Source organism: Puerhibacterium sp. TATVAM-FAB25, from assembly GCF_046535855.1.
In the GTDB taxonomy this organism is placed as follows: domain Bacteria; phylum Actinomycetota; class Actinomycetes; order Actinomycetales; family Cellulomonadaceae; genus Puerhibacterium; species Puerhibacterium variabilis_A.
Genome location: NZ_JAXUAK010000009.1, coordinates 58,111 through 81,673 on the forward strand (window position 1 = coordinate 58,111; position 23,563 = coordinate 81,673).

General features: G+C 74.9%; 23 protein-coding genes and 1 tRNA gene. 17 read left to right on the forward strand and 7 right to left on the reverse strand.

From position 1 onward, the window contains the following. The first annotated feature begins 48 nt into the window (after nucleotides 1-48). Nucleotides 49-121, forward strand: a tRNA-Ala gene (locus U5M74_RS10135). Nucleotides 122-366: 245 nt separating this feature from the next. On the opposite strand, the gene U5M74_RS10140 is transcribed toward U5M74_RS10135, so the two are convergent. Beyond that, on the reverse strand, nucleotides 367-972 hold the full coding sequence (locus tag U5M74_RS10140) for a dihydrofolate reductase family protein (protein WP_410908652.1): 606 nt from the start codon (nucleotides 970-972) through the stop codon (nucleotides 367-369). A gap of 209 nt (nucleotides 973-1,181) precedes the next feature. Between U5M74_RS10140 and U5M74_RS10145 the strand changes: the two genes are divergently transcribed. Next, nucleotides 1,182-1,844, forward strand: a complete 663-nt coding sequence (locus tag U5M74_RS10145; protein ID WP_410908654.1) for an arginase family protein — start codon at nucleotides 1,182-1,184, stop codon at nucleotides 1,842-1,844. 73 nt (nucleotides 1,845-1,917) lie between these two features. Here U5M74_RS10145 and U5M74_RS10150 read toward each other — a convergent pair whose 3' ends face one another. Continuing rightward, nucleotides 1,918-2,493: a CGNR zinc finger domain-containing protein gene (locus U5M74_RS10150; RefSeq protein ID WP_410908656.1), complete on the reverse strand. Its 576-nt coding sequence runs from the start codon at nucleotides 2,491-2,493 to the stop codon at nucleotides 1,918-1,920. Between the two features lie 52 nt (nucleotides 2,494-2,545). Here U5M74_RS10150 and U5M74_RS10155 point away from each other — a divergent pair, with 52 nt between their 5' ends. The 6 genes from U5M74_RS10155 to U5M74_RS10180 all read left to right on the forward strand — a co-directional run bounded on the left by U5M74_RS10155 (nucleotide 2,546) and on the right by U5M74_RS10180 (nucleotide 9,706). Next, on the forward strand, nucleotides 2,546-4,111 hold the full coding sequence (locus U5M74_RS10155; protein WP_410908658.1) for an MFS transporter: 1,566 nt from the start codon (nucleotides 2,546-2,548) through the stop codon (nucleotides 4,109-4,111). 111 nt (nucleotides 4,112-4,222) lie between these two features. Beyond that, on the forward strand, nucleotides 4,223-5,308 hold the full coding sequence (locus U5M74_RS10160; protein WP_410908660.1) for a LacI family DNA-binding transcriptional regulator: 1,086 nt from the start codon (nucleotides 4,223-4,225) through the stop codon (nucleotides 5,306-5,308). A gap of 52 nt (nucleotides 5,309-5,360) precedes the next feature. Beyond that, a complete protein-coding gene (locus U5M74_RS10165; protein WP_410908662.1) occupies nucleotides 5,361-6,731 on the forward strand; it encodes an ABC transporter substrate-binding protein in 1,371 nt (456 codons plus the stop codon). Nucleotides 6,732-6,799: 68 nt separating this feature from the next. After that, nucleotides 6,800-7,750, forward strand: a complete 951-nt coding sequence (locus U5M74_RS10170) for a carbohydrate ABC transporter permease (RefSeq protein ID WP_410908664.1) — start codon at nucleotides 6,800-6,802, stop codon at nucleotides 7,748-7,750. Beyond that, a complete protein-coding gene (locus U5M74_RS10175) occupies nucleotides 7,747-8,703 on the forward strand; it encodes a carbohydrate ABC transporter permease (RefSeq protein WP_410908666.1) in 957 nt (318 codons plus the stop codon). The genes U5M74_RS10170 and U5M74_RS10175 overlap by 4 nt, the downstream gene beginning before the upstream one ends. Nucleotides 8,704-8,812: 109 nt before the next feature. Next, complete coding sequence (locus U5M74_RS10180) at nucleotides 8,813-9,706, forward strand: SDR family oxidoreductase (protein ID WP_410908668.1); 894 nt, start codon at nucleotides 8,813-8,815, stop codon at nucleotides 9,704-9,706. Nucleotides 9,707-9,809: 103 nt separating this feature from the next. Here U5M74_RS10180 and U5M74_RS10185 read toward each other — a convergent pair whose 3' ends face one another. Both U5M74_RS10185 and U5M74_RS10190 read right to left on the reverse strand, forming a co-directional pair. Further along, on the reverse strand, nucleotides 9,810-10,580 hold the full coding sequence (locus tag U5M74_RS10185) for an SDR family oxidoreductase (RefSeq protein WP_410908670.1): 771 nt from the start codon (nucleotides 10,578-10,580) through the stop codon (nucleotides 9,810-9,812). A 93-nt stretch (nucleotides 10,581-10,673) separates the two neighbouring features. Beyond that, nucleotides 10,674-10,940, reverse strand: coding sequence for a hypothetical protein (locus U5M74_RS10190; RefSeq protein ID WP_410908672.1), 267 nt, complete (start codon nucleotides 10,938-10,940; stop codon nucleotides 10,674-10,676). A gap of 284 nt (nucleotides 10,941-11,224) precedes the next feature. Here U5M74_RS10190 and U5M74_RS10195 point away from each other — a divergent pair, with 284 nt between their 5' ends. The 6 genes from U5M74_RS10195 (at nucleotide 11,225) to U5M74_RS10220 (ending at nucleotide 16,648) form a co-directional block, all read left to right on the forward strand. Then, the gene (locus U5M74_RS10195; RefSeq protein WP_410908674.1) at nucleotides 11,225-12,325 is read left to right on the forward strand and encodes a ScyD/ScyE family protein; all 1,101 of its coding nucleotides are present in this window, start codon (nucleotides 11,225-11,227) and stop codon (nucleotides 12,323-12,325) included. A 138-nt stretch (nucleotides 12,326-12,463) separates the two neighbouring features. Beyond that, nucleotides 12,464-13,129 carry a DsbA family protein gene (locus U5M74_RS10200; protein ID WP_410908676.1) on the forward strand — a complete coding sequence of 222 codons (666 nt, stop codon included), beginning with the start codon at nucleotides 12,464-12,466 and terminating at the stop codon, nucleotides 13,127-13,129. After that, complete coding sequence (locus tag U5M74_RS10205; protein WP_410908678.1) at nucleotides 13,126-13,293, forward strand: hypothetical protein; 168 nt, start codon at nucleotides 13,126-13,128, stop codon at nucleotides 13,291-13,293. The genes U5M74_RS10200 and U5M74_RS10205 overlap by 4 nt, the downstream gene beginning before the upstream one ends. A 15-nt stretch (nucleotides 13,294-13,308) precedes the next feature. After that, nucleotides 13,309-13,488: a hypothetical protein gene (locus U5M74_RS10210; RefSeq protein ID WP_410908680.1), complete on the forward strand. Its 180-nt coding sequence runs from the start codon at nucleotides 13,309-13,311 to the stop codon at nucleotides 13,486-13,488. A gap of 113 nt (nucleotides 13,489-13,601) precedes the next feature. After that, nucleotides 13,602-15,086 (forward strand): hypothetical protein, encoded by a 1,485-nt coding sequence (locus U5M74_RS10215; RefSeq protein ID WP_410908682.1) that lies wholly within the window; start codon nucleotides 13,602-13,604, stop codon nucleotides 15,084-15,086. Further along, nucleotides 15,083-16,648, forward strand: a complete 1,566-nt coding sequence (locus tag U5M74_RS10220; protein ID WP_410908684.1) for a family 20 glycosylhydrolase — start codon at nucleotides 15,083-15,085, stop codon at nucleotides 16,646-16,648. The genes U5M74_RS10215 and U5M74_RS10220 overlap by 4 nt, the downstream gene beginning before the upstream one ends. 10 nt (nucleotides 16,649-16,658) lie before the next feature. Here the strand turns inward: U5M74_RS10220 and U5M74_RS10225 are convergent, their stop codons facing one another. Further along, nucleotides 16,659-18,317, reverse strand: coding sequence for a dolichyl-phosphate-mannose--protein mannosyltransferase (locus tag U5M74_RS10225; RefSeq protein ID WP_410908686.1), 1,659 nt, complete (start codon nucleotides 18,315-18,317; stop codon nucleotides 16,659-16,661). A 32-nt stretch (nucleotides 18,318-18,349) separates the two neighbouring features. On the opposite strand from U5M74_RS10225, the gene rsmI reads away from it, so the two are divergent. Continuing rightward, entirely contained in the window at nucleotides 18,350-19,240 is an 891-nt protein-coding gene (rsmI, locus tag U5M74_RS10230; protein WP_410908688.1) for a 16S rRNA (cytidine(1402)-2'-O)-methyltransferase, read from the forward strand. Between the two features lie 168 nt (nucleotides 19,241-19,408). Here rsmI and U5M74_RS10235 read toward each other — a convergent pair whose 3' ends face one another. Further along, complete coding sequence (locus U5M74_RS10235; protein WP_410908690.1) at nucleotides 19,409-19,984, reverse strand: isochorismatase family protein; 576 nt, start codon at nucleotides 19,982-19,984, stop codon at nucleotides 19,409-19,411. Between the two features lie 77 nt (nucleotides 19,985-20,061). After that, nucleotides 20,062-20,313 carry a hypothetical protein gene (locus tag U5M74_RS10240; RefSeq protein WP_410908692.1) on the reverse strand — a complete coding sequence of 84 codons (252 nt, stop codon included), beginning with the start codon at nucleotides 20,311-20,313 and terminating at the stop codon, nucleotides 20,062-20,064. Between the two features lie 186 nt (nucleotides 20,314-20,499). On the opposite strand from U5M74_RS10240, the gene U5M74_RS10245 reads away from it, so the two are divergent. Both U5M74_RS10245 and metG read left to right on the forward strand, forming a co-directional pair. Continuing rightward, entirely contained in the window at nucleotides 20,500-21,894 is a 1,395-nt protein-coding gene (locus U5M74_RS10245; protein WP_410908694.1) for a PQQ-dependent sugar dehydrogenase, read from the forward strand. Nucleotides 21,895-21,938: 44 nt separating this feature from the next. Then, nucleotides 21,939-23,561, forward strand: coding sequence for a methionine--tRNA ligase (gene metG, locus U5M74_RS10250; RefSeq protein ID WP_410908696.1), 1,623 nt, complete (start codon nucleotides 21,939-21,941; stop codon nucleotides 23,559-23,561). Nucleotides 23,562-23,563 lie beyond the last annotated feature (2 nt).

Below are 23,563 nucleotides of genomic sequence, written 5' to 3' on the forward strand. Positions count from 1 at the left end.
CCGATTTGCCCTCCGGGCCCGGCGGGGTGCTAATCTAAGGCACGCCTTGGGGCTATGGCGCAGTTGGTAGCGCGTCTCGTTCGCAATGAGAAGGTCGGGGGTTCGAATCCCCCTAGCTCCACCTCCAGAAGGTCCCTGACCGGGTGAATGCCCAGGTCAGGGACCTTCGTCTTTCCGGGAAGTCCCTGCGCGGAAGCAGGTGAGCCCCGTGAGTCCTCGGATGCCATGGTGGCCGGGTTCTCCCCGGCGGAGCGGCGACGGCTGCAGTCGGGTCTCTCCGCGTGCGCCGACGCGCTGGGGCCCTAGGACGCCTGACGGCGCCGACGGACCGTTTCGGTGCCCGGTCTGCAGCGCTGCCGGGCGGCGTCACGCAGGGGCGCCGAGGGGCGGGTGCTCGAGCACGCGGGGCTCGTACTCGACCAGCTGGATGCGGCCGTCGAAGGTGCGGTGCTCGATCATCTCGAGGGCGACGTCCGGGTAGCCGTCGTAGATGCGTTCCTGGCCCGTGGCCCCGGTGATGACGGGGAACATGGCGACCCGGAAGCGGTCGACGAGCCCGGCCCGGAGCAGGGACCGGCACAGGCTGAGGCTGCCGATCGTGCTGAGGAGCCCCGAGCCGCTCGACTTCATGGCGCGGACCGCTTCGACGGCGTCGTCGCGGACGAGCGTGGAGTTGGCCCACGTCAGGGGCTCCTCGAGCGAGGAGGAGAACACCACCTTGGACGCTCGCGTGAGCCCGTCGACGGACGCTTCTTCCTCGGCCCTGAACTCGTCCTGGCCGCTCGGGACCTCGCCGGCGGCGAAGCCCGACATCAGGCGGTAGGTGTTCGCACCCATGAGGTAGGTGACCTCGGGCTGCTCGCCGAGCCAGGCGAGATACTCCGGGCCTTCGAGGCCCCAGAACCCGGGCCAGCCCTCTCCCGACGCGTATCCGTCGAGGGAGGTGATGAAGTCGACGAGAAGCTCCGACATGGCGGTGTCCTTTCCTGAGGCGTCAGGAGGGTGGACCGGCCGGGAGCCGTGACCTCATCGGCGGCGTCGTGGGGTGGTGAGGAACCGCGACGAGCCGGCAGCTGCGCGACGGAGCCGGGCCCAGCGCTCGGTCGTCACCGAGGCGGCGAGGCGCGCGCCGGCCGCGACCGCCCGTTCCGGCGCCGTGCCCACGTGGATACGTTCGACCCATGGCGCGCAGCACCGTTCGGACCGCCGCGGGGGATGAGCGGCCGGCTGACGCGGTGGCGGCCGCGGTGTCCGCGGGGCGGTTCCCGCTCGTCTTCGGCGGAGACTGCTCGGCCCTGCTCGGTTCGGTGCGCGGTGCGCGCGACGCGGCGGGATCCGTGGGGCTCGTCCATGTCGACGGTCACGAGGACACGACGCCGATCGACGCGTCCGAGGACGGCGAGGCCGCGAACTGCGAGATCGGCATCCTCCTCGGCATGGCCGGACGGAGCATGTCGGCCGCGGCACGTGCCGGGCTGCCCGCTCTTGCCATGCCCGCGCTCGCCCTGGTGGGTCAGCGCGACGACGCATGGCGTCGCGGCCTGAACCTCGGCTCGCTCGCGCAGCTGGGGGTGTGGAAGCGCGACGGCCTCGAGGTCGCGGCCGACCCCGAGGAGTTCCCGGCGCAGGGGCTCCCGGAGCATCCCGACGAGCCCGGTGGCCTGACCCGCGACGAGCTGCTGCGGCTGGTGCGCTCCGCCGCCGCCGAGCGCGGGTGCGTCGGCGCGAGCATCGCGATCTACGACCCGGAGCAGGACCCCGACGGATCGGGCGCCCGCTTCGTCGTCGACCTCGCCCGCGCGCTCGTCGAGCACCTGGGCGGCTGGCTCGGCAGCCAGGCGTAGGTCGGCCGTCTCGGACGCGACGGCGACCGTCGGCGGCCGGTGAGCCTGATCGTCGCGCGCCGCCGTTCCCGGCTCAGTCCCGAGCGTCCGCGGACGAGCCCTCCGCCCGCGCCCGGTGGGCGCGACGCATCTTGACGATGTTCCCGCAGCCCGCCATCGAGCACCAACGCCCGGAGCGGTTGCGCGACGCGTCGTAGAACGCCCACCGGCAGGTGTCGCGGGCGCACACCTTGAGCCGCGCCCACTCGTCCGGCGGCGCGGCGACGACGTCGCCGAGCACCGCGGCGACGGCGTGGTGCGCGGGACGGTCGTGGACGGCGCGCAGCGCGACCGGGCCGTCGCCGAGCCGAGCGGTCAGCGGCACCGTGCGCAGCAGGGTGTCGAGGTCGGGCGGCGGGGGAGAGTCCGGCCGGGGGTCGTCCTCGGCGTGGCCGGCGTGGCCGAGCAGCACGCACCGCAGGCCCTCGCGCACGCCCACGAGCAGCGCCAGGTCGTCGGTGTCGACGTCTTTCCCGGTTGCGACCAGGCCCAGCCGCTGCAGGACCTCGGCGGCCTCGCCCGCCACCAGCTGGTCGGTCCCGAGCTGTGGCTCGGCCGTGTTGACGAAGTCGCGCACCCGCAGCACCCGGGGAGACGGCTCGGTACTCATGACACCACCGTAACTGCTTGACTGGTGTCAGGCCAGGGTGCACGCTCGAGAGGTGGAGCCCTCACCGGAGAGCGTGGCGTCACCCCGGCCGGCCCGGCCGCGGGACTGGGCGGGCCTGGCGCTCCTGGCCGTGCCGTGCGCGCTGATCTCGGTCAACTCCAACCTGCTGAACCTCGCGATGCCGGCGCTGGCGGCCGAGCTGCGGCCGTCCACCGCGCAGCTGCTGTGGGTCTCCGACGTCTACGTCTTCCTGGTCGCCGGCCTGCTGCTGCCGATGGGGCTGCTGGCCGACCGGTTCGGCCGACGCCGGATGCTGCTCGCCGGCGCCGCCGTGTTCGGCCTCGCCTCGGTCGGTGCCGCGCTGGCATCCACCGCGGGGGTGCTGATCGCGTTCCGCGGGCTGATCGGGGTGGGGGCGGCGATGCTGGGGCCGTCGACCCTGTCGCTCATCCGCTCGATCTTCCAGGTCCCCGCCCAGCGGGCGACGGCGCTAAGCATCTGGACCGCCAGCTTCGCCGTGGGCGGGATCCTCGGCCCCCTCGTCGGCGGCCTGCTGATCGAGGTCGTCTCGTGGCGCGCCGTCTTCGCCGTCACCCCGCCCGTGATGGTCGTCCTCCTGATCTTCGGGCCCCTCCTCCTGCCCGAGCACCGCAGCGCCGACGTCCGCCGCATCGACGCGGTCGGGACCGGGACGGCGATCGCCGGGCTGCTGGCCACCGTCTACGCCGTCAAGCAGCTCAGCGCGCAGTCCACGCCGCTCGCGGCGGTCGCGGTCGGCGTCGCGGGCGTCGCGCTGCTCGTCGCCTTCCTGCGCCGCCAGGCCCGCGTGCCCGACCCGGTCCTGGACCTGTCGCTCTTCGCCGACCGGGCCTGCTCCGTCCCTCTCGCGGGCAACGCGCTCGCCTTCGCCGTGCTCTACGGCACCCAGCTCCTCGTCGGCCAGTACCTGCAGGCCGTCCTCGGCCTGACACCGCTGGCCGCGGGCCTGTGGACCGTCCCCGGCGCCGCCGCCTACGCCGCGGGCGGGCTGGTCGCGCCCCGGCTCGCGGCACGGCACGGCGCGCGCCGGGTCCTCGCCGCCGGCCTGGCCGTGTCGGCCGCGGGCTTCGCCGTCGTCGCCGCGGTCGGGACCGGCAGCGGGCTGCTCGCGTTCGTGGTCGGCAGCGTCGTCTACTCCGTCGGGCTCGCGCCGGTCTACCTCGTCACCACCGACGCGAGCGTCGCCGCCGTCCCGGCGGAGCGGGCCGGGGTCGCCGGCGCCACCCTCGAGACCGTCACCAACCTCGGCGGCGCCCTGGGCATCGCCCTCTTCGGCAGCCTCGCCGGGGCCGTCTACCGCGCCGGCGCCGCGAGCGCCGGCGTCGACACCCAGACCGTCGGCGACGCCGTCGGCCAGGCCGCGGCGCTCCCGGCGCCGCAGGCGGCCGACCTCCTCGCGAGCGCCCAGGCCGCCTTCGTCGCCGGCTTCCGTCTCGTGGAGGTCGTCGGCGCCGCGATCCTGCTGGTCAGCGCCGTGCTCACCGCGCGCCTGCTGCGTCGGACGGACCGCCGACGCGACGTCGCGGCGGCCGTCCGCGCGGACGACGCGGCCGCGGCGACCGAGCCCCGGCCGCGCTGACGGTCGGGGCGGCGGGGCGGTCCGGCGGGCCGGCGCAGGTCACCGCTGGGTGACGATCCGGCCGAACCCTTGACACCGCGACGGCCGACTCCTTGACTGCGTTGTCAACGCATGCATGCGGACGAGCTGTCGACGGAGATGGCTATGGCGGACGGTGTGCAGCAGGACGTCGGGCGTCAGCCCGTGATGGCCGACGTCGCGCGCCTGGCCGGGGTCTCGCAGAAGACGGTCTCTCGCGTCGTCAACGGCGCCCCCAACGTCCGGCAGGTGGTCCGCGAGCGGGTCCAGCGCACCATCGTGGAGCTCGGCTACCGCCCCAACGCCGCCGCCCGCGCGCTGGTCACCCAGCAGAGCCGGGTGCTGGGCGTCGCGATGCCGGGCACCACCGACTACGGACCCTCGGCGCAGCTGTTCGGCGTCGAGACCGCGGCGTGGGACCTCGGCTACTCGGTGGTCGTCGCCTCGGCGAGGCCGTCGGCCGAGAGCTTCGCGAGCGCCGTCGGGCGCCTCGTCGACCAGGGCGTCGACGGGCTGATCCTCAGCTACCCCTACGTCGACCACGGCCTGTCCGTGCGGGACCTGCGCCGCATCCCCGCGGTCACCGTCGGCGAGGCTCTCCTGGAGGACCTCGGCTGGCCGAGCGCCACCGTCGACCAGGAGGACGGGGCCCGCCAGGCCGTGGAGCACCTGCTGGGGCTGGGGCACCGCACCGTCCACCACCTCGCCGGGCCGGCGGACCAGGGGGCCGCCGTGCGCCGGGCCGCCGCGTGGCGCGAGGCGCTGGTCAGGGCGGGCGCCCCCGTGGTGGAGCCGTTGGCGGGGGACTGGTCGGCCCGGTCCGGCTACGAGGCCGGCCGGCGCCTCGCCGCCGACCCAGAGGTGACGGCGGTGTTCGCCGCCAACGACCAGATGGCCGTCGGCGCGATGCGGGCGTTCCTCGAGGCCGGCCGCGAGGTCCCGGCCGACGTCTCGCTGGTCGGGTTCGACGACGCCCCCGACTCGGCGTACCAGGTCATCCCGCTCACCACGGTGCGCCAGGACGTCGCGGCGGTCTCCCGCCGCGCGGTGACGGCGCTCGTGGCCTCGATCGAGGGCTGGACGGGCCTGCAGGGCACGCTCCGACATCCCGTCAGCCTGGTGGTCCGGGCCAGCTCCGGCCCGGCACCCGCCAGGCACACCGCCGGTCACGGTCCCTGACCGCCCCTCCCACAGCGAACCCATCCCACCCACCGTGAAAGTTGGTCCGACGATGCACCGATCCACACACCGGCCGGTCCTCCGGCTGGGCGCCGCCGTCGCCGCCGGCGCGCTGCTGCTGACCGCCTGCACGGGCGGGAACGGGGGTGGCGGGGCAGGCGGCGAGTCCCCGGCGCCCGAGGAGGTCTCCCAGGAGCAGGTCGACGAGGCGCTGTCCACGCCGACCAAGCTCGTCTTCTGGACCTGGGTGCCGGACATCCAGAACCAGGTCGACCTGTTCATGGAGGAGTACCCCGAGATCGACGTCGAGGTCGTCAACGTCGGCCAGGGGGCACCGCACTACCAGAAGCTGCGCACCGCGCTGGAGTCCGGCGAGGGCGCCCCCGACGTCGCGCAGGTGGAGTTCCAGTACCTGTCCTCGTTCCGCCTTGGCGACCACCTGCTCGACCTCGCCCCGTACGGCGCGGACGAGCTCCAGGACCAGTACGCCGACTGGATCTGGGACCAGGTCTCCGACGGCGAGGCCGTCTACGGCATCCCGCAGGACGTCGGCCCGCTCGGCAACCTCTACCGCGAGGACCTGCTCCAGGAGGCGGGCGTCGAGCCGCCGACGACCTGGGACGAGTTCGTCGAGGCGGCCCGCGCGTACCGCCAGGCCAAGCCCGACTCCTACCTGACGAACCTGCCCGGCAACGACCCCGGCCAGTTCACCAGCTTCCTGTGGCAGTCCGGCGCCCGGCCGTTCGCCTACGACGGCGCCGAGACGGTCACCATCGACCTCGACACCCCGGAGGTCACCCGGGTCGTCGACCTGTGGAACACCCTCATCCAGGAGGACCTGGTCGCGGTCGACCCCGACTTCACCGACCAGTGGTACCAGGGCCTGGCGAACGGCAAGTACGCGTCGTGGCAGACGGCGGCGTGGGGGCCGGTGTTCCTCCAGGGCACCGCGGCCAACACCTCGGGGCTGTGGCGCGCGACGACGATCCCGCAGTGGGAGGAGGGCGACGACGTCTCGAGCAACTGGGGCGGCTCGACCGACGCCGTCATGACGACCTCGCAGAACAAGATCGCCGCCGCCGAGCTGGCGACGTGGATCAACACGGCCGAGGAGCCGGCGCTCCGGCTGGCGACGGAGCAGTTCCTCTTCCCGGCCTACGACCCCGTCCTGGAGAACCCGGCCTTCATCGACCAGGAGTCGGAGTTCTACGGGGGCCAGCAGGTCAACCAGGTGTTCGCCGACATCTCCGAGACGGTCAGCACGGACTTCGGCTGGCTGCCGTTCATGGACTACGTGTACTCGTCCTTCAATGAGACCGTCGGCAAGGCGATCGCCGACAAGACCGAGCTCCAGCCGGCCCTCGAGGCGTGGGAGGCGGACGTCACCGCCTACGCGGAGGACCAGGGCTTCACGGTCGAGTGACGCCCGGGGCGGGCCGGCCGGGCGCCGGTCGGCCCGCCCCACCCCAACCGCGAAGGAGGCGGACGCCGATGTCCAGCACCACCACCGCGCCGCGGGAGGCCGCGCGACCGCCCGCCGCGGCGACCGCCGAGCACCGGCGCTCCCTCAGGCGCCACGAGAGAGCCGCGGGCTACCTCTTCGTGGCGCCGTTCTTCCTGGTGTTCCTCGCCATGATGGTCACGCCGCTCGCGTACTCCGGGTACCTGTCCCTGTTCCGCGAGCAGCTCATCGGCGGCAACGCGTTCGTCGGCCTGGCGAACTACCTCGACGCCCTGCAGGACGCCGCCTTCATCGAGGGCGTGCTGCGCGTGCTGCGGTTCTTCCTGCTGCAGGTGCCGCTCATGCTCGGCCTGGCGCTGCTGTTCGCGCTCGTGCTGGACAGCGGCCGGCTGCGCCTGAAGCGGTTCGTGCGGCTGAGCATCTTCGTGCCGTACGCGGTGCCGAGCGTCATCGCCGCCATCATGTGGGGCTACCTTTACGGGCCGGACTTCGGGCCGTTCACGCAGCTCGCCGAGGCGCTGGGGGCCCCGCCGCCCCAGTTCCTGAGCAACCAGTGGATGCTGGTCTCGATCGCCAACATCGTGACCTGGGGCTTCGTCGGCTACAACATGATCATCCTGTACGCCGCCCTGCGGTCCATTCCCACCGAGCTCTACGAGGCCGCCCGGCTCGACGGGGCCGGGGAGGCCCGCATCGCCTGGTCCATCAAGATCCCGGCCATCCGCCCGGCGCTGCTGCTCACCCTGATCTTCTCGATCATCGGGTCGCTCCAGCTCTTCAACGAGCCGCAGATCCTGCGCACGCTGGCGCCCAACGTCATCGGCCGCGACTACACCCCGAACCTGTACGCCTACAACCTCGCCTTCGTGAACCAGGAGATCGACTACGCCGCGGCGATCGCGTTCCTGCTCGGGTTCGTGATCATGATCCTGTCGTACGTGGTGCAGCTGAGCTCGCAGCGACGGGAGCGCCGGTCATGAGCACGCAACCCACCTCCCAGCCGCTGGCGGCCCGCCCCGAGGCGGGGGCCGACGTCGCGGGACCGCGTGACCCCGACACCCCGGACACCCGCCGCCGGCGCCCGGTCCACGGCCGGCCCAGCACCCTGCTGACGATTCTCATGCTGGTGTGCGTCGTCTACTTCCTGCTGCCCCTGTTCTGGCTCGTCGTGGCGTCGACGAAGTCCAACGCCGACCTCTTCTCCACCTTCGGGCTGTGGTTCTCCGGGGACTTCAACCTCGTGCAGAACCTCCAGGACGTGTTCACGGCGCAGGGGGGCGTCTACCTCTCCTGGCTGCGCAACTCCATCGTCTACGCGGTGGTGTCCGCCGTCGGCGCCGCGATCCTGGCCACCATGGCGGGCTACGCGTTCGCCAAGCTGCACTTCCCCGGCAGCACGCTGCTGTTCTCGGTCACCCTCGGCGCGATCATGATCCCGGCGACCGCGCTGTCCATCCCGACCTACCTGCTGTTCGCCCGGGTCAGCCTCGTCGACACGCCGTGGGCCGTGATCCTTCCGTCGCTGGTGAGCCCCTTCGGGGTCTTCCTCATGCGGGTCTACGCCGAGGGCGCCGTGGACGACACGCTGCTCGAGGCGGCACGGGTCGACGGCGCGGGCGAGGCGCGCATCTTCTGGCAGGTGGTGCTGCGGCTGCTCGCCCCCGGCTTCATCACGGTGCTGCTGTTCCAGCTCGTCGCGACGTGGAACAACTTCTTCCTGCCGCTGATCATGCTCAACAGCGCGGAGCTGTACCCGCTGACCGTGGGCCTGGCGCAGTGGCAGGCGACCTCCCAGGCCGGCTCGGGCGCCCAGGCGCTGTTCTCGACCGTGATCACCGGGTCGCTGGTCTCGATCATCCCGCTGGTCGTGGCGTTCCTGTTCCTCCAGCGGTACTGGCAGTCCGGCCTGACCACCGGCGGCGTCAAGCAGTGACGCGTGGCGCCGGCGAGGCCCGGTGCCACGGGACCCGGGCGGCTCCTGTGCGAGCCGCCCGGGTCCCCGTGATGCTGGTCGCGACCCGCACAGCTGAAGGGAGCACCGCATGTCCGACCAGACCACGCCGCAGGACCCGACGACGCAGGAGCCGCAGCCGGAGCAGCCCGCGGAGCAGATCGAGCACCCGGGCCGCACGGACGACATGTCCCAGGAGCCGGACCACGGCGAGTCGACGTACCAGGGCTCGGGCCGGCTCGAGGGCAAGCGGGCGCTGATCACGGGAGGCGACTCCGGGATCGGCCGCGCGGTCGCGATCGCCTTCGCGCGCGAGGGCGCCGACGTGGCCATCTCCTACCTGCCCGAGGAGGAGGACGACGCCCGGACGACCGCCCACTGGATCAAGGAGGCGGGGCGCACCGCCGTCCTGCTGCCGGGCGACATCCGCGACGAGTCCTTCTGCCAGCAGCTCGTCGCCGACGCGGTCGCCGGGCTGGGCGGCCTGGACGTCCTGGTCAACAACGCCGCCTACCAGATGTCGCAGGACGGCGGCCTGCGGGACATCACCACCGAGCAGCTCGACCGCGTGCTCAAGACGAACATCTACGCGCTGTTCTGGATCACCAAGGCGGCCCTCGAGCACCTCCCGCGCGGCGGCTCGATCATCAACACCACCTCCGTGCAGGCGTACCAGCCGAGCCCGCAGCTGCTCGACTACGCCACGACGAAGGCCGGGATCCTCAACTTCACGCGCGGCCTGGCGCAGCAGCTCGCCGAGGAGGGCATCCGCGTCAACGCGGTGGCGCCCGGCCCGATCTGGACCCCGCTGATCCCGGCGACCATGCCGGAGGAGAAGGTCGAGTCGTTCGGCGGCCAGACGCCGCTCGGCCGCGCCGGGCAGCCCGCCGAGCTGGCGCCCGCCTACGTCTTCTTCGCGTCGCAGGAGTCGAGCTACATCACCGGCGACCGCATCGGCGCCACCGGCGGGCAGATCCTGGGCTGACGCCGGCCCGGGCCCCGCGCGGCTCGACCACGCACGAGGCCGCCGCCCGGGGAGCGCCCCGGCCGGCGGCCTCGGCGGCGCTGCGCTCGCGGCCCCCGCGCCGTCAGCGCCCCGCGGCGTGCGGGTCGCGGGCGTTGAGCCGCGCCACCGTGGCGTCGTAGGCGCCGTCGACCTCGGCGAAGCGCAGGGGCCTGACGCGCTCGACGAGGATCTCGTGCAGGGTGCCGTCGTCCTCCTCGAGCAGCGTCACCACCTCGTCGGCGAACTCGTCGAGGGGCATCGCGACGGGGCTGTGCTCCTGCCCCGGCATGAGCGACGTGCGCACCGCCGGCGGCACGAGCTCCAGCACGCGCACGCCGACGGGCTCCAGCTGCAGCCGCAGGGTCTCGCTGAGCATGTGGATCGCCGCCTTGGTCGCGTTGTAGGTCGGCGTCACGCGCAGCGGCACGTGCGCCAGGCCCGACGAGACGGTCACGACCGCCGCGTCGGGGCGGGTGCGCAGGTGGTCCACGAACGCCGCCAGCAGGCGGATCGGCCCCAGGAGGTTGGTCATGACTGTCCGCTCGGCCGTGGCCAGGGACCCCGCCGTCGTCCAGTCCTCGGCCTGCATGACACCGGCCATCGTGACGAGCGTGTCGAGCGACGGGTGCTCACGCAACACCTGCTGCGCGGCGGCGTCGACCGAGGCGGGGTCGGCCACGTCGATGCGGACGGTCCGCAGGCCGGGGTGCTCGGCGGCGAGGTGCTCGAGCAGCTCGGTGCGGCGTCCGCCCACGACGACCGTGGCGCCGCGGGACCGGAGGCGGAGCGCGAGAGCGAGGCCGATGCCGCTCGTCGCGCCGGGGACGAAGACGGTGCGTCCGGAGATGTCCATGCCCTCACCGTGGACCGGACCGCAGGGGAGCGGGAGAGGTGCGCTCGTCCACGGACCGGCGGTCCCTGGACGAGCGCGGGGTCAGCGCCTGGGTCAGCGCCGGGCGACCGCCCCGACCCAGACCCAGGCGTCGTCGGGCCGGCCGTGCTTGTCGGTGAACCGCACGTGCACCGCCCGGCGCGTCCACGCGACGGCCTCGCCCTCCACCTCGAGGTCGTCGCCGGCGACCGTGACGAGCCACGCGCGCACCGGGAACGGCTGGGGTGCGGGCACCACCTGCTCGTCGGCGGTGCGGTACTGGCGCGGGGCGAGGGACCGCGCCCGCTGGGGCCACGGCGTGCGGTCGGTCGGTCTGCTCACAGGACCACGATATCGAACACGTGTTCGAGCACGCACGGTGTCGGCACAGCACTGAATTTTCATCCCCAGACTTCACCCGCTGAACCGTGCCGGCTGTCCCGGGAGGGGGTGGTGCGACCCTGGCGCACGGGTGCAGAGTGGGCGAGGGTGCTGCGTCACAGCAGACGTCCAGGCATCCCGGCACCGGCACTCATGCCGGCTCGCGCGGCCGGTCGGCCAGCGCACCGCGCCGATCACAGGGGGCGGCGCCCCGCGACCTCTCTCGCTCACCCCTGGAGCACACCATGAAACGTCTCCTCGCGGCCGGTGTCGCCGCGGTGGCGGCCACCGGCCTCGTCGCCGGTCCCGCGATCGCTGCGAGCGCCGAGACCCGGCCGCCGTCACCGACGGTCCTCGCCGACGACCTCGTCACCCCCCTGAGCACCGCGCAGGGCCCCCGGGGGACGACGTTCGTCACGCAGAACTTCGCCGGCCTCCTGACCGCCGTCCATCACGGCGGGCGCACGCACACCGTCTACTCGTCCCCCGGCGACGAGGCGGTCAGCGGCGTCAGCTACGACGACGGCGCCGTCACCTTCGCGCAGGTCGGAGCCAAGCAGGAGGTCTGGCGGCTCGCCGTCGACCGCAACGGCAGGGCGGACGGCAAGCCGCGCCTCGTCGCCGACACGGGGCGGTACGAGCGGCGGAACAACCCCGACCGTCGCGTGGTCTACGGCTTCCGCGACACGCCGCGGTCCTGCCTGCGCCAGCTGCCCAAGGACTTCCCGGGCCGCTACCACGGCAAGGTCGACTCGAACCCGTACGCCACCGCGCGCAGCGGCAGCACCACCTACATCGCGGACGCGGGCGGCAACGACATCCTCGCCGTGAACCGGGACGGCCGGATCCGGACGGTGGCCGTGCTGCCGGCGCAGCCGACCGTCGTCACCCGCGACGCGGCTCGCGAGCTGAAGCTGCCGCGCTGCGTCGTCGGCGAGACCTACTGGTTCGAGCCGGTCCCCACCGACGTCGAGGTCGGGCCGCGCGGCCACCTGTACGTCTCGACGCTCCCGGGCGGCCCGGAGGACGACTCGCTCGGCGCTCGCGGCGCCGTGTACCGCATCGACCCGCGGGACGGCGACACCGACCGGATCGCCCGCGGCTTCGCCGGTGCGTCGAACCTCGCGGTGTCGCCGCACGGCACCGTCTACGTCACCGAGCTGTTCGGCGACAAGATCACCCAGGTGACCCACCGGGGCAAGTCCACGTTCGTCCGGGCCGACGAGCCCGCGGCGGTGGAGTGGACCCACCGGGGGCTTCTGGCCACGATCAACGCCCTGACGGAGGAGCGGGGCCCGGCCGACGGCGAGCTCGTCTTCTACCGGTTCCCCTCGCACCACCGCTGAGGCACTCGCGCCGCACGGCGCACCGCGCGGCCCCCGTCCGTCGGGCGGGGGCCGCGCCCGTGCCCGCGGCCTGCCGGAGGGCGCCCGGGAACAGCCGCCCGATCCATGCGGTTGCACGGTCTCGTGAGCGAACCCGTGATGACCCCCGCGACCGACGCGCCCATCAAGGTCGACGTCTGGTCGGACGTCCAGTGCCCCTGGTGCTACATCGGCAAGCGCCGCTTCGAGCAGGCGCTCGAGAGCTTCGGCGGCGACGTCGAGATCGAGTACCACTCGTTCGAGCTCTCGCCCGACACACCCGTGGACTACGAGGGCACCCCGGTCCAGTTCCTCGCCGAGCGCAAGGGCCTGCCGCTGCCGCAGGTCGAGCAGATGATCGCGCAGGTCACGCAGATCGCCGCGGCCGTGGGGCTGCGCTACGACTACGACAGCATGCACCAGACGAACACGGTCAAGGCGCACGAGCTGCTGCACCTGGCCAAGGCGCACGGCCGCCAGGCCGAGACGAAGGAGGCGCTGCTCCGGGCCTACTTCGTCGACGGTGGGCACGTGGGCCGCCTCGAGGAGCTCGCGGACCTCGCGGCCGAGGTGGGCCTGGACCGCGACGAGGCCCTGGCGGCGCTCGAGTCCGGCCGCTACACGGCCGACGTCAAGGCCGACGTGGCGCAGGCCGCGGCGTACGGCATCCAGGGCGTGCCGTTCTACGTGTTCGACGGGCGCTACGGCGTCTCCGGCGCCCAGGAGCCGGGCACGTTCCTCCAGGTGCTGGAGCACGTCCGCTCCGAGCGCGAGGCCGTGGCGTGAGCGCCGCGGAGGGCGCCGCCGCGCCGCGGTTCGAGATGCTCGGCGCCGCGGGCCTGGCCTGCGACGGCGACGTGTGCACGGTCCCCGCGCCGGCCGCGGAGGCGTTGGCGGAGGCGCCCGCCGGGGCGCCCGACGGCGTTCGGCGGGTCGCCGCGGACGGCTGACCGTACGCTGCCGCCATGCGATACACGGTGCGGCTGACGCAGCTCGAGGGCCGGTGGCGCGCCGAGGTGGACGGCATGGAGGCCGCCGTCGAGGTCGCCGAGTGGGCGCAGATCGACACGGAGGTCCGGGCCCTGCTCGGCGACCTCACGGGCGCCTGGCCGGACGACCTCGAGCTGAGCTACGAGCACGGCTGACGGCGGGCCCGCCGGGGCGGTACCGGTCCCCGCTGGTGAGCGTTCCGTGGAGGTTGCATCCTCGGCTCGGTGAGCGCCGACCCGGGCGCGGCCCCTGCGGGAGGATGGCGCGCGTGGATCTCCGGAAGACCCGATCTGTCCCGAGTGCCCTGATCCTGCTGACCCTCGCCGGCTGCGGCGTCGGCCACGCCGCCACCCCGGCGCCGTCGACGTCCGCGGCGGCGGACGTGCGCGTCCGCGACGTGGAGCCCGGCACGCTCGCCCTCGAGGGGGACGACCCCGCCGGGCTGAGCGTCGCCGCGAGCCGGCTCGTCTTCGACGCCGCGCCCGTGGTCGTCGTCGCGGCGGCCGGCGACGACACCGCGCTGCCGGCCCTGTCGGCCGCCGCCGTCGCGCTGCGCGCACCGGCGCTGCTCGTGCCCGACGCGGGCGCCGAGGTCCTCGCCCGGGAGGCCGAGCGCCTCGGGGCGCGCGCCGCCGTCGTCGTGCAGGACGCGCCCGCGGAGATCGAGGTCCGGGACGCCACGGCGCCGTCCGCCGGCCCCGGAGCCGACCTCGCCGAGCGCGCCGCCCGGGACGCGGGGCTCGAGGTCGTGCGCCTGGACCCGGACGACGTCGGGCACGGCGGGGGAGGGTCCGCGGCCGCCCGCGACGCCGAGCCCGTCCTGCATCCGGACGACCTCGCGGACCTGCGGGACGAGCTCGGCCTGGCCGGCGACGAGCCGCCGCTGCTCACCGAGGTGCTCGTGCTGACCGACCCCGAGCCCGGCCAGGAGGCCGCGGTCGCCACGCTCCAGGCGGCGGGCGCCGTGCCGTTCGCCGTGCCGGGCGGGGACCTCGCCGCGGACGGCGACGCCCTGCGGCGGGTCGACGAGGCGCACGCGCTCACGGTCGTCGGCGTCGGCCGGCGGTTCGCGGACGCCGACCGTCTGGCCTGGCAGGTGCGGGCCGCGGAGACCGGTGCGCTGCTGCCCACCGGCTCGCAGCGCGCGCTGCCGGCGCGGTACGTGGCGACGACGGCGGTGCGGGGGCAGGACCCGGGCCGCGCCGTCGAGCGGGCCGCGGCCGCCGCCGGCGCGGCGGCCGAGACCCCGACGGCCGAGGCCCCGACGTCCGAAGGCGCGACGGCCGACGGCCCCGTCGTGCCGACGGTGGTGGTCGAGGCCGTCACGCGGCAGGTCTCCGCCGGGCCGGACGGCGACCACGTGCGGGCCGTGCCGGTCGCGGACCTCGAGCCGGTCGTGGACGCCGCGCGCGCCGCCGGCCAGCAGGTGCTGCTGGAGGTCGAGGGCGGCGGCGTGCGCCTCGACGACCAGCTGCGGGGGATCGAGCCGCTGCTGCGCCGCGCCGGCGTGGGCGTCGTCCTGCACCCGGAGCAGCGGCGCTCGGGCGCGGGGCTCGACCGCGGCGGCAGCGTGCCGGTCGGCGAGCTGCAGGCCGCGGTGGACTACCTTGCGAACGTGGTGACCGACGCCGATCTGCCTCAGACCCTGCTCGTGGTGCACGACCTCGACGACGCCGTCGGGGGTGCCGACGCGCTCGTCCCGCGGCCGCAGGTGGCCGTGCTCGACGCCGACGCGCTGGAGGGGGCCCGGTGACCGCCGGCGACGCGCTGTCGCTGGTGCCGTGGCCGACGGCGGTGGACCGCCTCGACGCGCCGCCGCTCGCCGTCGGGAGCGTCCGCGTCGCCGGCGAGGACGTGCCGGTGGAGCTGGTCGCCGAGCTGCTCGAGCCGGTCGGTGTCGCCGTCGCGCCGGCGAGCGACGCCGGCGCCGGGCCCGACGGCGCGGGGCCCGCCGGCGCCGGGCCCGACGGCGCGCGCGGCGCCGCGGGCGACGTCGTCCTGCTCGACCTGCGCCTCGACCCGGACGCCGGGCCGGCGGGCAGCGACAGCCCGGAGCGGTACACCCTCGCCGTCGGGCCGGACGGCCTCGAGGCGCGCGCCGCGGAGCCCGTCGGCCTGCTGCACGCCGTGCGCACCCTGCGCCAGCTCGTCACCCGTCCCGCGCTCGACGCCGGCACCGCCGCGGTGACCGGCGCGTCGCCCACGGTGCCCGCCGTCGTCGTCCGCGACGCGCCGCGCTACGCCTGGCGCGGGCTGTCCTTCGACGTCGTGCGGCACTGGTTCGGCCCGGCGGACGTGCGCGCGGTGGTCGACCTGCTCGGGGCGTACAAGCTGCGCGTGCTGCACCTGCACCTCACCGACGACCAGGGGTGGCGCGTCGAGATCCCGTCCCGCCCGGCGCTCACCGAGCGGTCCGGCGGCACGCAGGTGGGCGGCGCCGTGCCGGCGGGGCAGCGGGGCTACCTCACGGTCGAGGAGTACCGCGACCTGCAGGCGTACGCGGCCGCGCGGCACGTGACGATCGTGCCGGAGGTGGACCTGCCGGGGCACACGAACGCCGCCACCCACGCCTACGGCGAGCTCACGCCGGACGGCACCCCGACCGACACGTACGACGGCACCGAGGTCGGCTTCTCGCGGCTGTGGGCCGACGTGCCCGCCACCGAGCCGTTCCTGCGCGACGTGCTCGGCGACCTCGCGCGCATGACCGACGGGCCGTGGCTGCACGTCGGCGGCGACGAGGCCCCCAAGGTCGAGCCCGCGGAGTACGCGGCGATCATGGAGCTGGCCCAGCGGATCGTGCGCGAGGCGGGCAAGACGCCGGTGGCCTGGCAGGAGGCGGCGCGCGCCGCCGTCGAGCCCGGCACGGTGCTGCAGTTCTGGGACCCGCGGCCCGACGGCGGCGCGGCCGCGCCGTTCGAGCGCGCCGCGGCGGCGGGCGCGACGTTCGTCGCCTCGCCCGGCTCGCGGGCCTACCTCGACATGAAGTACGCGCCCGGCCACCCGCTCGGCCTGGAGTGGGCGGGCCACGTCGAGGTCCGCGACGCCTACGACTGGGACCCGGCGGGGTCGGTGCCCGGCGTGCCGGCCTCGGCGGTCGTCGGGGTCTCCGGCGCGGTGTGGACCGAGACGCTCACGACGCGCGACGAGCTGTTCTCGATGCTGCTGCCGCGCCTGCCCGCGCTGGCCGAGGTGGCGTGGAGCCCGGTCGAGGCGCGGGACTGGGACGGGTTCGCCGCGCGCCTGGCCGGCCAGGCGCCGGTGTGGCGCGCGCTCGGGTGGGCGTTCCACCCGTCGCCGCAGATCTCCTGGTGACCCCGGTGGCTCAGACCCAGGACCGCAGCCGGACGACCTCGCGCCAGTAGTCGTACGGCACCTGCATCGCCGTCCACAGCGGGTAGAAGATCGCGGACACCAGGCAGATCGCGGTCACGACGCCGACGATCGCCCCGACCACGGCGGCGCGCCGGCGAGGCCGCTGCTCGGTCCGCTCCAGCGCCACCACGCCCACGTAGACGAGCGTGAGCACCACCCACGGCGTGAACGCGATCGTGTAGAAGGTGAACACGGTCCGGCCGAGGTACTGGAACCACGGCAGCCAGCCGGCGATCGTGCCGGACAGCACGGCCAGCGCGCGCCAGTCCCGACGCGTGACGCCCAGGTACACCACGACGACGATCGCCAGGGCCGCGAGCCACCACAGCAGCGGGTTGCCGAGCGAGGTGATCGCCTGCACGCAGTCGCCGGCCGCGTCGGCCGGGCAGGTGCCCTCGCCCGGCGGGTGCTTCTCCCAGTAGAACGACGTGGGCCGCCACTGGATGATCCAGCCGAACGGGTTGGCCGCGTACGCGTGCGCCGAGTCCAGCCCGGTGTGGAACGTCCACATCTCCGCGTGGTAGTGCACGAACGAGCGCAGCGACTCGGGCAGCCACGTCACGCCCTGCCCAGGGTTGTCCGCGGCCCACTGGCGGAGGTACGCGCCCGGCGTGGCGAACCAGGACCACCAGCTCGCGACGTAGACGACGACGGCGGTGGGCACCATCTGCAGGAAGGCCGGCACGCCGTCGGCGAGCAGCCCGTCCTCCCACCAGCGGCCCACGCCGGCGGCGCGGCGCGCGGCGAGGTCCCACGCGACGGTGAGCAGGCCGAACGCGGCGAGGAAGTAGACGCCCGACCACTTGGTGCCGCAGGCCAGGCCGAGCGAGACGCCCGCGGCCAGCCGCCACCAGCGCAAGCCCAGGCGCGGGCCGTACCGGCCGACCGTCCCGCCGGCGTCGACGATCGCCCCCACCCGTGCGGCGAGGCGACGCCGCGCCCACTCCCGGTCGAGCAGCAGGCAGCCGAACGCCCCCAGGACGAACAGCATGAGGAACTGGTCGAGCAGCGCGGTGCGCGAGTGCACGATCGCCTCGCCGTCCACCGCCATGAGCAGGCCCGCGACCAGCCCCATCGCCGTCGAGGCGAACAGGCGCCGGGCGATGCGCGTCACCAGCAGCACGGCCAGCACGCCGACGACGCAGCTGGCCAGCCGCCAGGCGAAGGAGCTGGCGGCCCCGCCGCCGAGGTCCATGCCCAGCGCGATGAGCCACTTGCCCACCTGCGGGTGCACCACGTACGCGGCCCGCTCCAGGTAGGACGTGACGTCGCCGGCCACGAACGCGGGGTTCGGCTCGTCCGGCCACTGCGCCTCGAAGCCCAGGCGGCCCAGCGTCCAGGCGTCCTTGACGTAGTAGGTCTCGTCGAACACCAGGGCGTGCGGCCGGCCCAGGTCCCAGAACCGCAGCACCGCCGCGAGCGCCGCGACGGCGAGGGCGCCGACCCAGCCCCACCGGCGGTCGTGCAGCGTGGCGCCGAGCGCCAGGCGACGGGTCCCCAGCAGCGCGCGCAGCAGACGGTCGCGCGTCGGCGGCTCGGCGGCGGCCGGCGTGGTGGTGAGGGCGCCGCGCGCCAGGTCCTCGCCCGCGGGCCCGGGGACGTCGGTCACCGCCACATCGTAGGCGTGCGACCCTGGGAGCCATGACCTCCCCGCAGCCAGGAACGGCCACCGCCGGCGCGCCCGAGGCCGGGGCGCTCGTCCTGGCCGCCACCCCGATCGGCAACGCGGAGGACGCCTCGCCGCGCCTGCGCCGCCTGCTCGCGGAGGCCGACGTCGTCGCCGCCGAGGACACCCGCCGCCTGCACGCCCTCGCCGACCGGGTGGGTGTCGCCGTCGGCGGCCGCGTCGTCTCGTACCACGAGCACAACGAGACGGCGCGCGCCGACGAGCTGCTCGACGTCGTCGACGGCGGCGGCACCGTCGTCGTGGTCACCGACGCGGGCATGCCGTCCGTCTCCGACCCCGGCTACCGCGTCGTCGCCCGGGCCGTGGAGCGCGACCTGCGGGTGACCGCGGCGCCCGGCCCGTCGGCCGTGCTCACCGCGCTGGCGCTGAGCGGCCTGCCCACCGACCGGTTCACCTTCGAGGGCTTCGTGCCGCGCAAGCCGGGGGAGCGGTCGCGGGCGCTCGCGGCGCTCGCCGCCGAGCCGCGCACGATGGTGTTCTTCGAGGCCCCGCACCGCATCGCCGCGACGCTCGAGGCCATGGCGGACGGCTTCGGCGCCGAGCGCCCGGCCGCCGTCGCGCGCGAGCTGACCAAGACCTACGAGGAGGTGCTGCGCGCCCCGCTCGGCGAGCTCGCCGCGACGGTGGCGGCGCGCTCGGCCGACGGCGAGGGGCTGCGCGGGGAGATCTGCGTCGTCGTCGGCGGCGCGCCGGCGGCCCGCACGGCCAGCGTCGAGGAGCTCGTGGGGGAGGTGCTCGACCGCGTCGCGTCCGGCGAGCGGCTCAAGGACGCGGCCGGTGACGTCGCCGCGGCGGCGGGCGTCTCGCGCCGCGACCTCTACAACGCGGCCCTCGCCGCGAGATAGAGAGCCCTCCGGCCGAGATAGAGAGCCTCTCGGCCGAGATAGAGAGCCTCGCGGCCGAGATAGAGAGCCCTCCGGTCGAGATAGAGACTGACCTCTCTATCTCGGCGACGGAGTTCTCTATCTCGCGGACCGGGGTCTCTATCTCGGGAGCGTCTCTGTCTCGGCGGGTCAGAGGGCGGTGCTCGGCGTCAGGTCGACGCCCGCCGCGGCGAGCTCGCGCCGCGCGGCCTCGCCCTGCTCGGGGGAGACGGGGATCGTCAGGTCGGTCAGGACCCGGGCGCCGAACCCGGCCTTCACCGCGTCGAGCGCGGTGTGCTTGACGCAGTGCGACTCCACGAGCCCGACGACGTCCACGACCTCGACGTCCGCGTCCCGCAGGATCTGCTCGAGCGTGCGGCCGGCGTACTCCACGCCGTCGAACCCGGAGTAGCCGGGGTCGAACTGGCCCTTCTTCACCTGGGCGTCGAACGCGATGCCGGCCAGCGCCGGGTGCAGCTCGGCCCCGGGCGAGTCGGCGACGCCGTGCGGCGGCCAGGAGTCCACGAAGTCCGGCTCGTCCGAGAAGTGCGTGCCGGGGTCGACGTGCCAGTCCTGCGTCGTGACGACGGCGGCATAGCGGTCGCGGTGCGCCCGCACGTAGGCGGCGACGTCCTCGGCCACCTTGTTCCCGCCCTCGACGGCGAGCTCGCCGCCCTCGCAGAAGGTGGGCTGGACGTCGACGACGAGGAGCGCGCGCGTGGTCATGCGCCCACTCTGCCACCGGGCGCCGGCGTGCGGCAGCGTGCGGTCGTCGCCGGGTGGCCGGTCGGTGCTCGGCGGGGTCAGTGCACGGGCGGCGGGGGGATCTCCGGCAGCGTCGGCGGCGTCGCCTCGGCCTCGGACGGCGCCGCGACGGGCATGTCGTCGTCCGCCGCGCCGGCGTCGCCGTCCGCGGGGCGGCCGTCCGGCGCGATCGGCTCGCCGGCCTCGCCCTGGCGGACGTCGCCGTCGTGCGTCTCGCCCCCGCCGTGCCCGCCCAGCTGGTGGAGCCCTGCCGCCGCGGCGAGCACCACGCCCAGCACCGTCCTGTGCATCTCATCCTCTCCCGGGACGCCGGCGCGTCCCTCGGCCCCGAGTCTGGTGCGGGGTCGACGGGGTCGCACGACGGGGTCGCACGACGGAGTCGCACGACGGGGGTCGCACGACGGGCGACGGCGGTCCACGGCGCCATGGTGGCCCGGACGGCGGCGCGATCCCGCCGTCCGGGCCACGATGGAGCCGTGGACGCACGACGTCTCGGCGGGCTGGCCGCCGCCGCGCTGCTGCTCGCCGCCTGTGGCGGGGGCACGGCCACGCCCACCCCGGCGCCCACGACCGGCTCCACGACCGGCTCTGCGACCGGCTCCGCCTCGCCGTCGCCCGGTGGCCCGAGCCCGTCCGGCGCGCCCACCGCGAGCCCCACGCCGACCCCCACGCCGACCCCCACGGCGAGCGCCGCCGCCTGGCCCGCCCCCGCGCTGCCTGCCGGCGCCGTCACGGCCCGCGCCGAGACGGTCGCCGACGACCTCGACGTGCCGTGGGGCCTCGCGCCCCTGCCCGACGGCCGCCTGCTGGTGAGCCTGCGCGACGCCGCCCGGCTCGTCGTGGTCGACCCCGCCTCGGGCGACGTGGCCGACGTCGGCGGGCCGGGGGCCGAGCGCCTCGCCGCCGAGACCGTGCCGCTGGGCGAGGGCGGCCTGCTCGGCGTCGCCGTCGCGCCCACCGGTGCGGGGGCGGGCGGGGCGGCCACGCCGGACGCCGGCGTGGCGCCGGCCCGCGACGACGCCGTGACCGTCGTCGTCTACCGCACCGGCGCCGACGACAACGCCGTGCTGACCGGCGCCCTGCACCTCGGCGGCGCGGCCCCGCGGCTCGACCGCCTCGCCACCGTGCTCGACGGCATCCCGAGCGCGGCCAACCACGACGGCGGGCAGGTGGCGTTCGGCCCCGACGGGCACCTGTGGGTCACCACCGGCGACGCCGGCGAACGCGGCGCCGCGCAGGACCCGGGCTCGCTCGCGGGCAAGGTGCTGCGGGTGACGCTCGACGGCGACCCCGCCCCGGGCAACCCGACGGCCGGGTCACCCGTGTGGAGCCGCGGGCACCGCAACGTCCAGGGCATCGGCTGGGACCCGGCCGGCCGGGCGTTCGCCAGCGAGTTCGGGCAGGACACCTGGGACGAGCTCAACCTGCTCGTGCCCGGCGGCGACCACGGCTGGCCCGACGTCGAGGGCCGGGCCGGCGGCGGGGGGAGCCCGGCGGTGCCGGGCACCTCGCTCCCGGAGACGGTCGACGGGCGCGTGCAGCCGCTCGCCACGTGGGCCACGGACGAGGCGTCGCCGTCGGGCCTGGCGGTGACGCCCGACGCCGTCTACCTCGCCGGCCTGCGCGGCGAGCGGCTGTGGCGGGTGCCGTTCGACGTCGAGCCCGGCCGGGCGCCGTCGACGGACCCGGCGGCCGCGCCGGGCCTCGGCGAGCCGCAGGCGCTGCTCGACGGCGAGCACGGCCGGCTGCGCGCCGTCGCGGCGGCCGGCGAGGGCGCGCTGTGGGTGCTGACGAACAACACCGACGGGCGCGGCGACCCGCGCGCCGGGGACGACCGGCTGCTGCGGGTGACCCTCGGGCCGGCCGGCTGAGCGACGCCGTCGACGCGCCCCGCGACGTCACTACGATGGACCCCATGCCCGAGGCCGCGAAGTCCTTCTACCTGACGACCCCGATCTACTACGTCAACGACGCCCCGCACATCGGGCACGCGTACACGACGGTGGCCGCCGACGTCGTCACCCGCTGGCACCGCCAGCGCCAGGAGGACGTGTGGTTCCTCACGGGCACGGACGAGCACGGCGAGAAGGTGCTGCGCACCGCCGAGAAGAACGGCGTCTCGCCGCAGGAGTGGGCCGACCGGCTCGTGGGGTCGGCGTGGCAGCCGGTGCTCGAGACGATCGACGCCCGCAACGACGACTTCATCCGCACCACCCAGGAGCGCCACGTCGTCGCGGTGCAGAAGTTCCTGCAGGGCCTGTACGACGCCGGCGAGATCTACAAGGGCGCCTACGAGGGCCCGTACTGCGTGGGCTGCGAGGAGTACAAGCTCCCCGGTGAGCTGCTGGACGGCACCGGCGAGTACGAGGGCCAGAAGGTCTGCCCGATCCACCTGCGCCCCGTCGAGATGCTCGCGGAGGAGAACTACTTCTTCCGCATGAGCGCCTACGCCGACCGGCTGCTCGCCCTGTACGAGGAGCACCCGGAGTTCGTGCAGCCGGCCAGCGCCCGCAACGAGGTCGTCGGGTTCGTCAAGCAGGGCCTGCAGGACCTGTCGATCTCGCGGTCCACGTTCGACTGGGGCATCCCGATCCCGTGGGACGACAAGCACGTGCTGTACGTGTGGTTCGACGCGCTGCTCAACTACATGACCGCGGTGGGCTACGGGTCCGACGACGCGGCGGAGCGCGAGCGGTTCGCCCGCACGTGGCCGGCGGACGTGCACCTGGTGGGCAAGGACATCCTGCGCTTCCACGCCGTCATCTGGCCGGCCATGCTCATGGCGGCGGGGCTGCCGCTGCCGAAGCAGGTCTTCGCGCACGGCTGGCTGCTGGTCGGCGGCGAGAAGATGAGCAAGTCGCGCCTGACGGGCATCGCGCCGAGCGACATCATCGACACCTTCGGCTCGGACGCGTTCCGCTACTACTTCATGCGGACCATCGGGTTCGGCGGCGATGGCTCGTTCTCCTGGGAGGACATGGTCGCGCGGTACAACGGCGAGCTGGCGAACGGGTTCGGCAACCTCGCCTCGCGCACGGCCGCGATGATCGGCAAGTACTTCGGCGGCGCGCTGCCGGCGGCGGGCGCCCGCACCGAGCTGGAGACCGACCTCGAGGCCGTGGCGGCCAAGGCCGTGGCCGACGCCGAGGCCGCGATCGACCGCCTGGCGATCCACGACGCCGTCGCGGCGGTGTGGACGCTGGTCGACGCCACCAACGGGTACCTCACCGAGACCCAGCCGTGGAAGGTGGCCAAGGAGCCGGGCGAGACCGACGCCGACGGCAAGGGCGTGGACGGCGGCCGCCTGGCGACGTCGCTGGTCACCGCCGCCGAGGCGCTGCGCGCGCTGGCGGTGCTGCTGCACCCGGTGACGCCGAAGGCGGCGGCGCGGCTGTGGGAGGCGCTCGGCGCCGAGCCGGTCCTCGGCCCGGTCGCGGCCCAGCCGGTCGCCTCGGCGGCGTCGTTCGGCGTGCTGCCGGCCGGCACCCCCGTCACCAAGGGCGCCGCCCTGTTCCCGCGCCTGGACGAGGACGCCTGAGC

Bases quoted from the DNA above. Each gene is read 5' to 3' on its own strand.
- rsmI (WP_410908688.1), top strand. From the start codon at position 18,350: ATGACCTCCCCGCAGCCAGGAACGGCCACCGCCGGCGCGCCCGAGGCC.
- U5M74_RS10235 (WP_410908690.1), bottom strand. From the start codon at position 19,984: ATGACCACGCGCGCGCTCCTCGTCGTCGACGTCCAGCCCACCTTCTGC.
- U5M74_RS10160 (WP_410908660.1), top strand. From the start codon at position 4,223: ATGCATGCGGACGAGCTGTCGACGGAGATGGCTATGGCGGACGGTGTG.
- U5M74_RS10150 (WP_410908656.1), bottom strand. From the start codon at position 2,493: ATGAGTACCGAGCCGTCTCCCCGGGTGCTGCGGGTGCGCGACTTCGTC.
- U5M74_RS10210 (WP_410908680.1), top strand. From the start codon at position 13,309: ATGCGATACACGGTGCGGCTGACGCAGCTCGAGGGCCGGTGGCGCGCC.
- U5M74_RS10175 (WP_410908666.1), top strand. From the start codon at position 7,747: ATGAGCACGCAACCCACCTCCCAGCCGCTGGCGGCCCGCCCCGAGGCG.
- U5M74_RS10240 (WP_410908692.1), bottom strand. From the start codon at position 20,313: ATGCACAGGACGGTGCTGGGCGTGGTGCTCGCCGCGGCGGCAGGGCTC.
- U5M74_RS10140 (WP_410908652.1), bottom strand. From the start codon at position 972: ATGTCGGAGCTTCTCGTCGACTTCATCACCTCCCTCGACGGATACGCG.
- U5M74_RS10200 (WP_410908676.1), top strand. From the start codon at position 12,464: ATGACCCCCGCGACCGACGCGCCCATCAAGGTCGACGTCTGGTCGGAC.
- U5M74_RS10170 (WP_410908664.1), top strand. From the start codon at position 6,800: ATGTCCAGCACCACCACCGCGCCGCGGGAGGCCGCGCGACCGCCCGCC.
- U5M74_RS10165 (WP_410908662.1), top strand. From the start codon at position 5,361: ATGCACCGATCCACACACCGGCCGGTCCTCCGGCTGGGCGCCGCCGTC.
- U5M74_RS10195 (WP_410908674.1), top strand. From the start codon at position 11,225: ATGAAACGTCTCCTCGCGGCCGGTGTCGCCGCGGTGGCGGCCACCGGC.
- U5M74_RS10185 (WP_410908670.1), bottom strand. From the start codon at position 10,580: ATGGACATCTCCGGACGCACCGTCTTCGTCCCCGGCGCGACGAGCGGC.
- U5M74_RS10145 (WP_410908654.1), top strand. From the start codon at position 1,182: ATGGCGCGCAGCACCGTTCGGACCGCCGCGGGGGATGAGCGGCCGGCT.
- U5M74_RS10180 (WP_410908668.1), top strand. From the start codon at position 8,813: ATGTCCGACCAGACCACGCCGCAGGACCCGACGACGCAGGAGCCGCAG.
- metG (WP_410908696.1), top strand. From the start codon at position 21,939: ATGCCCGAGGCCGCGAAGTCCTTCTACCTGACGACCCCGATCTACTAC.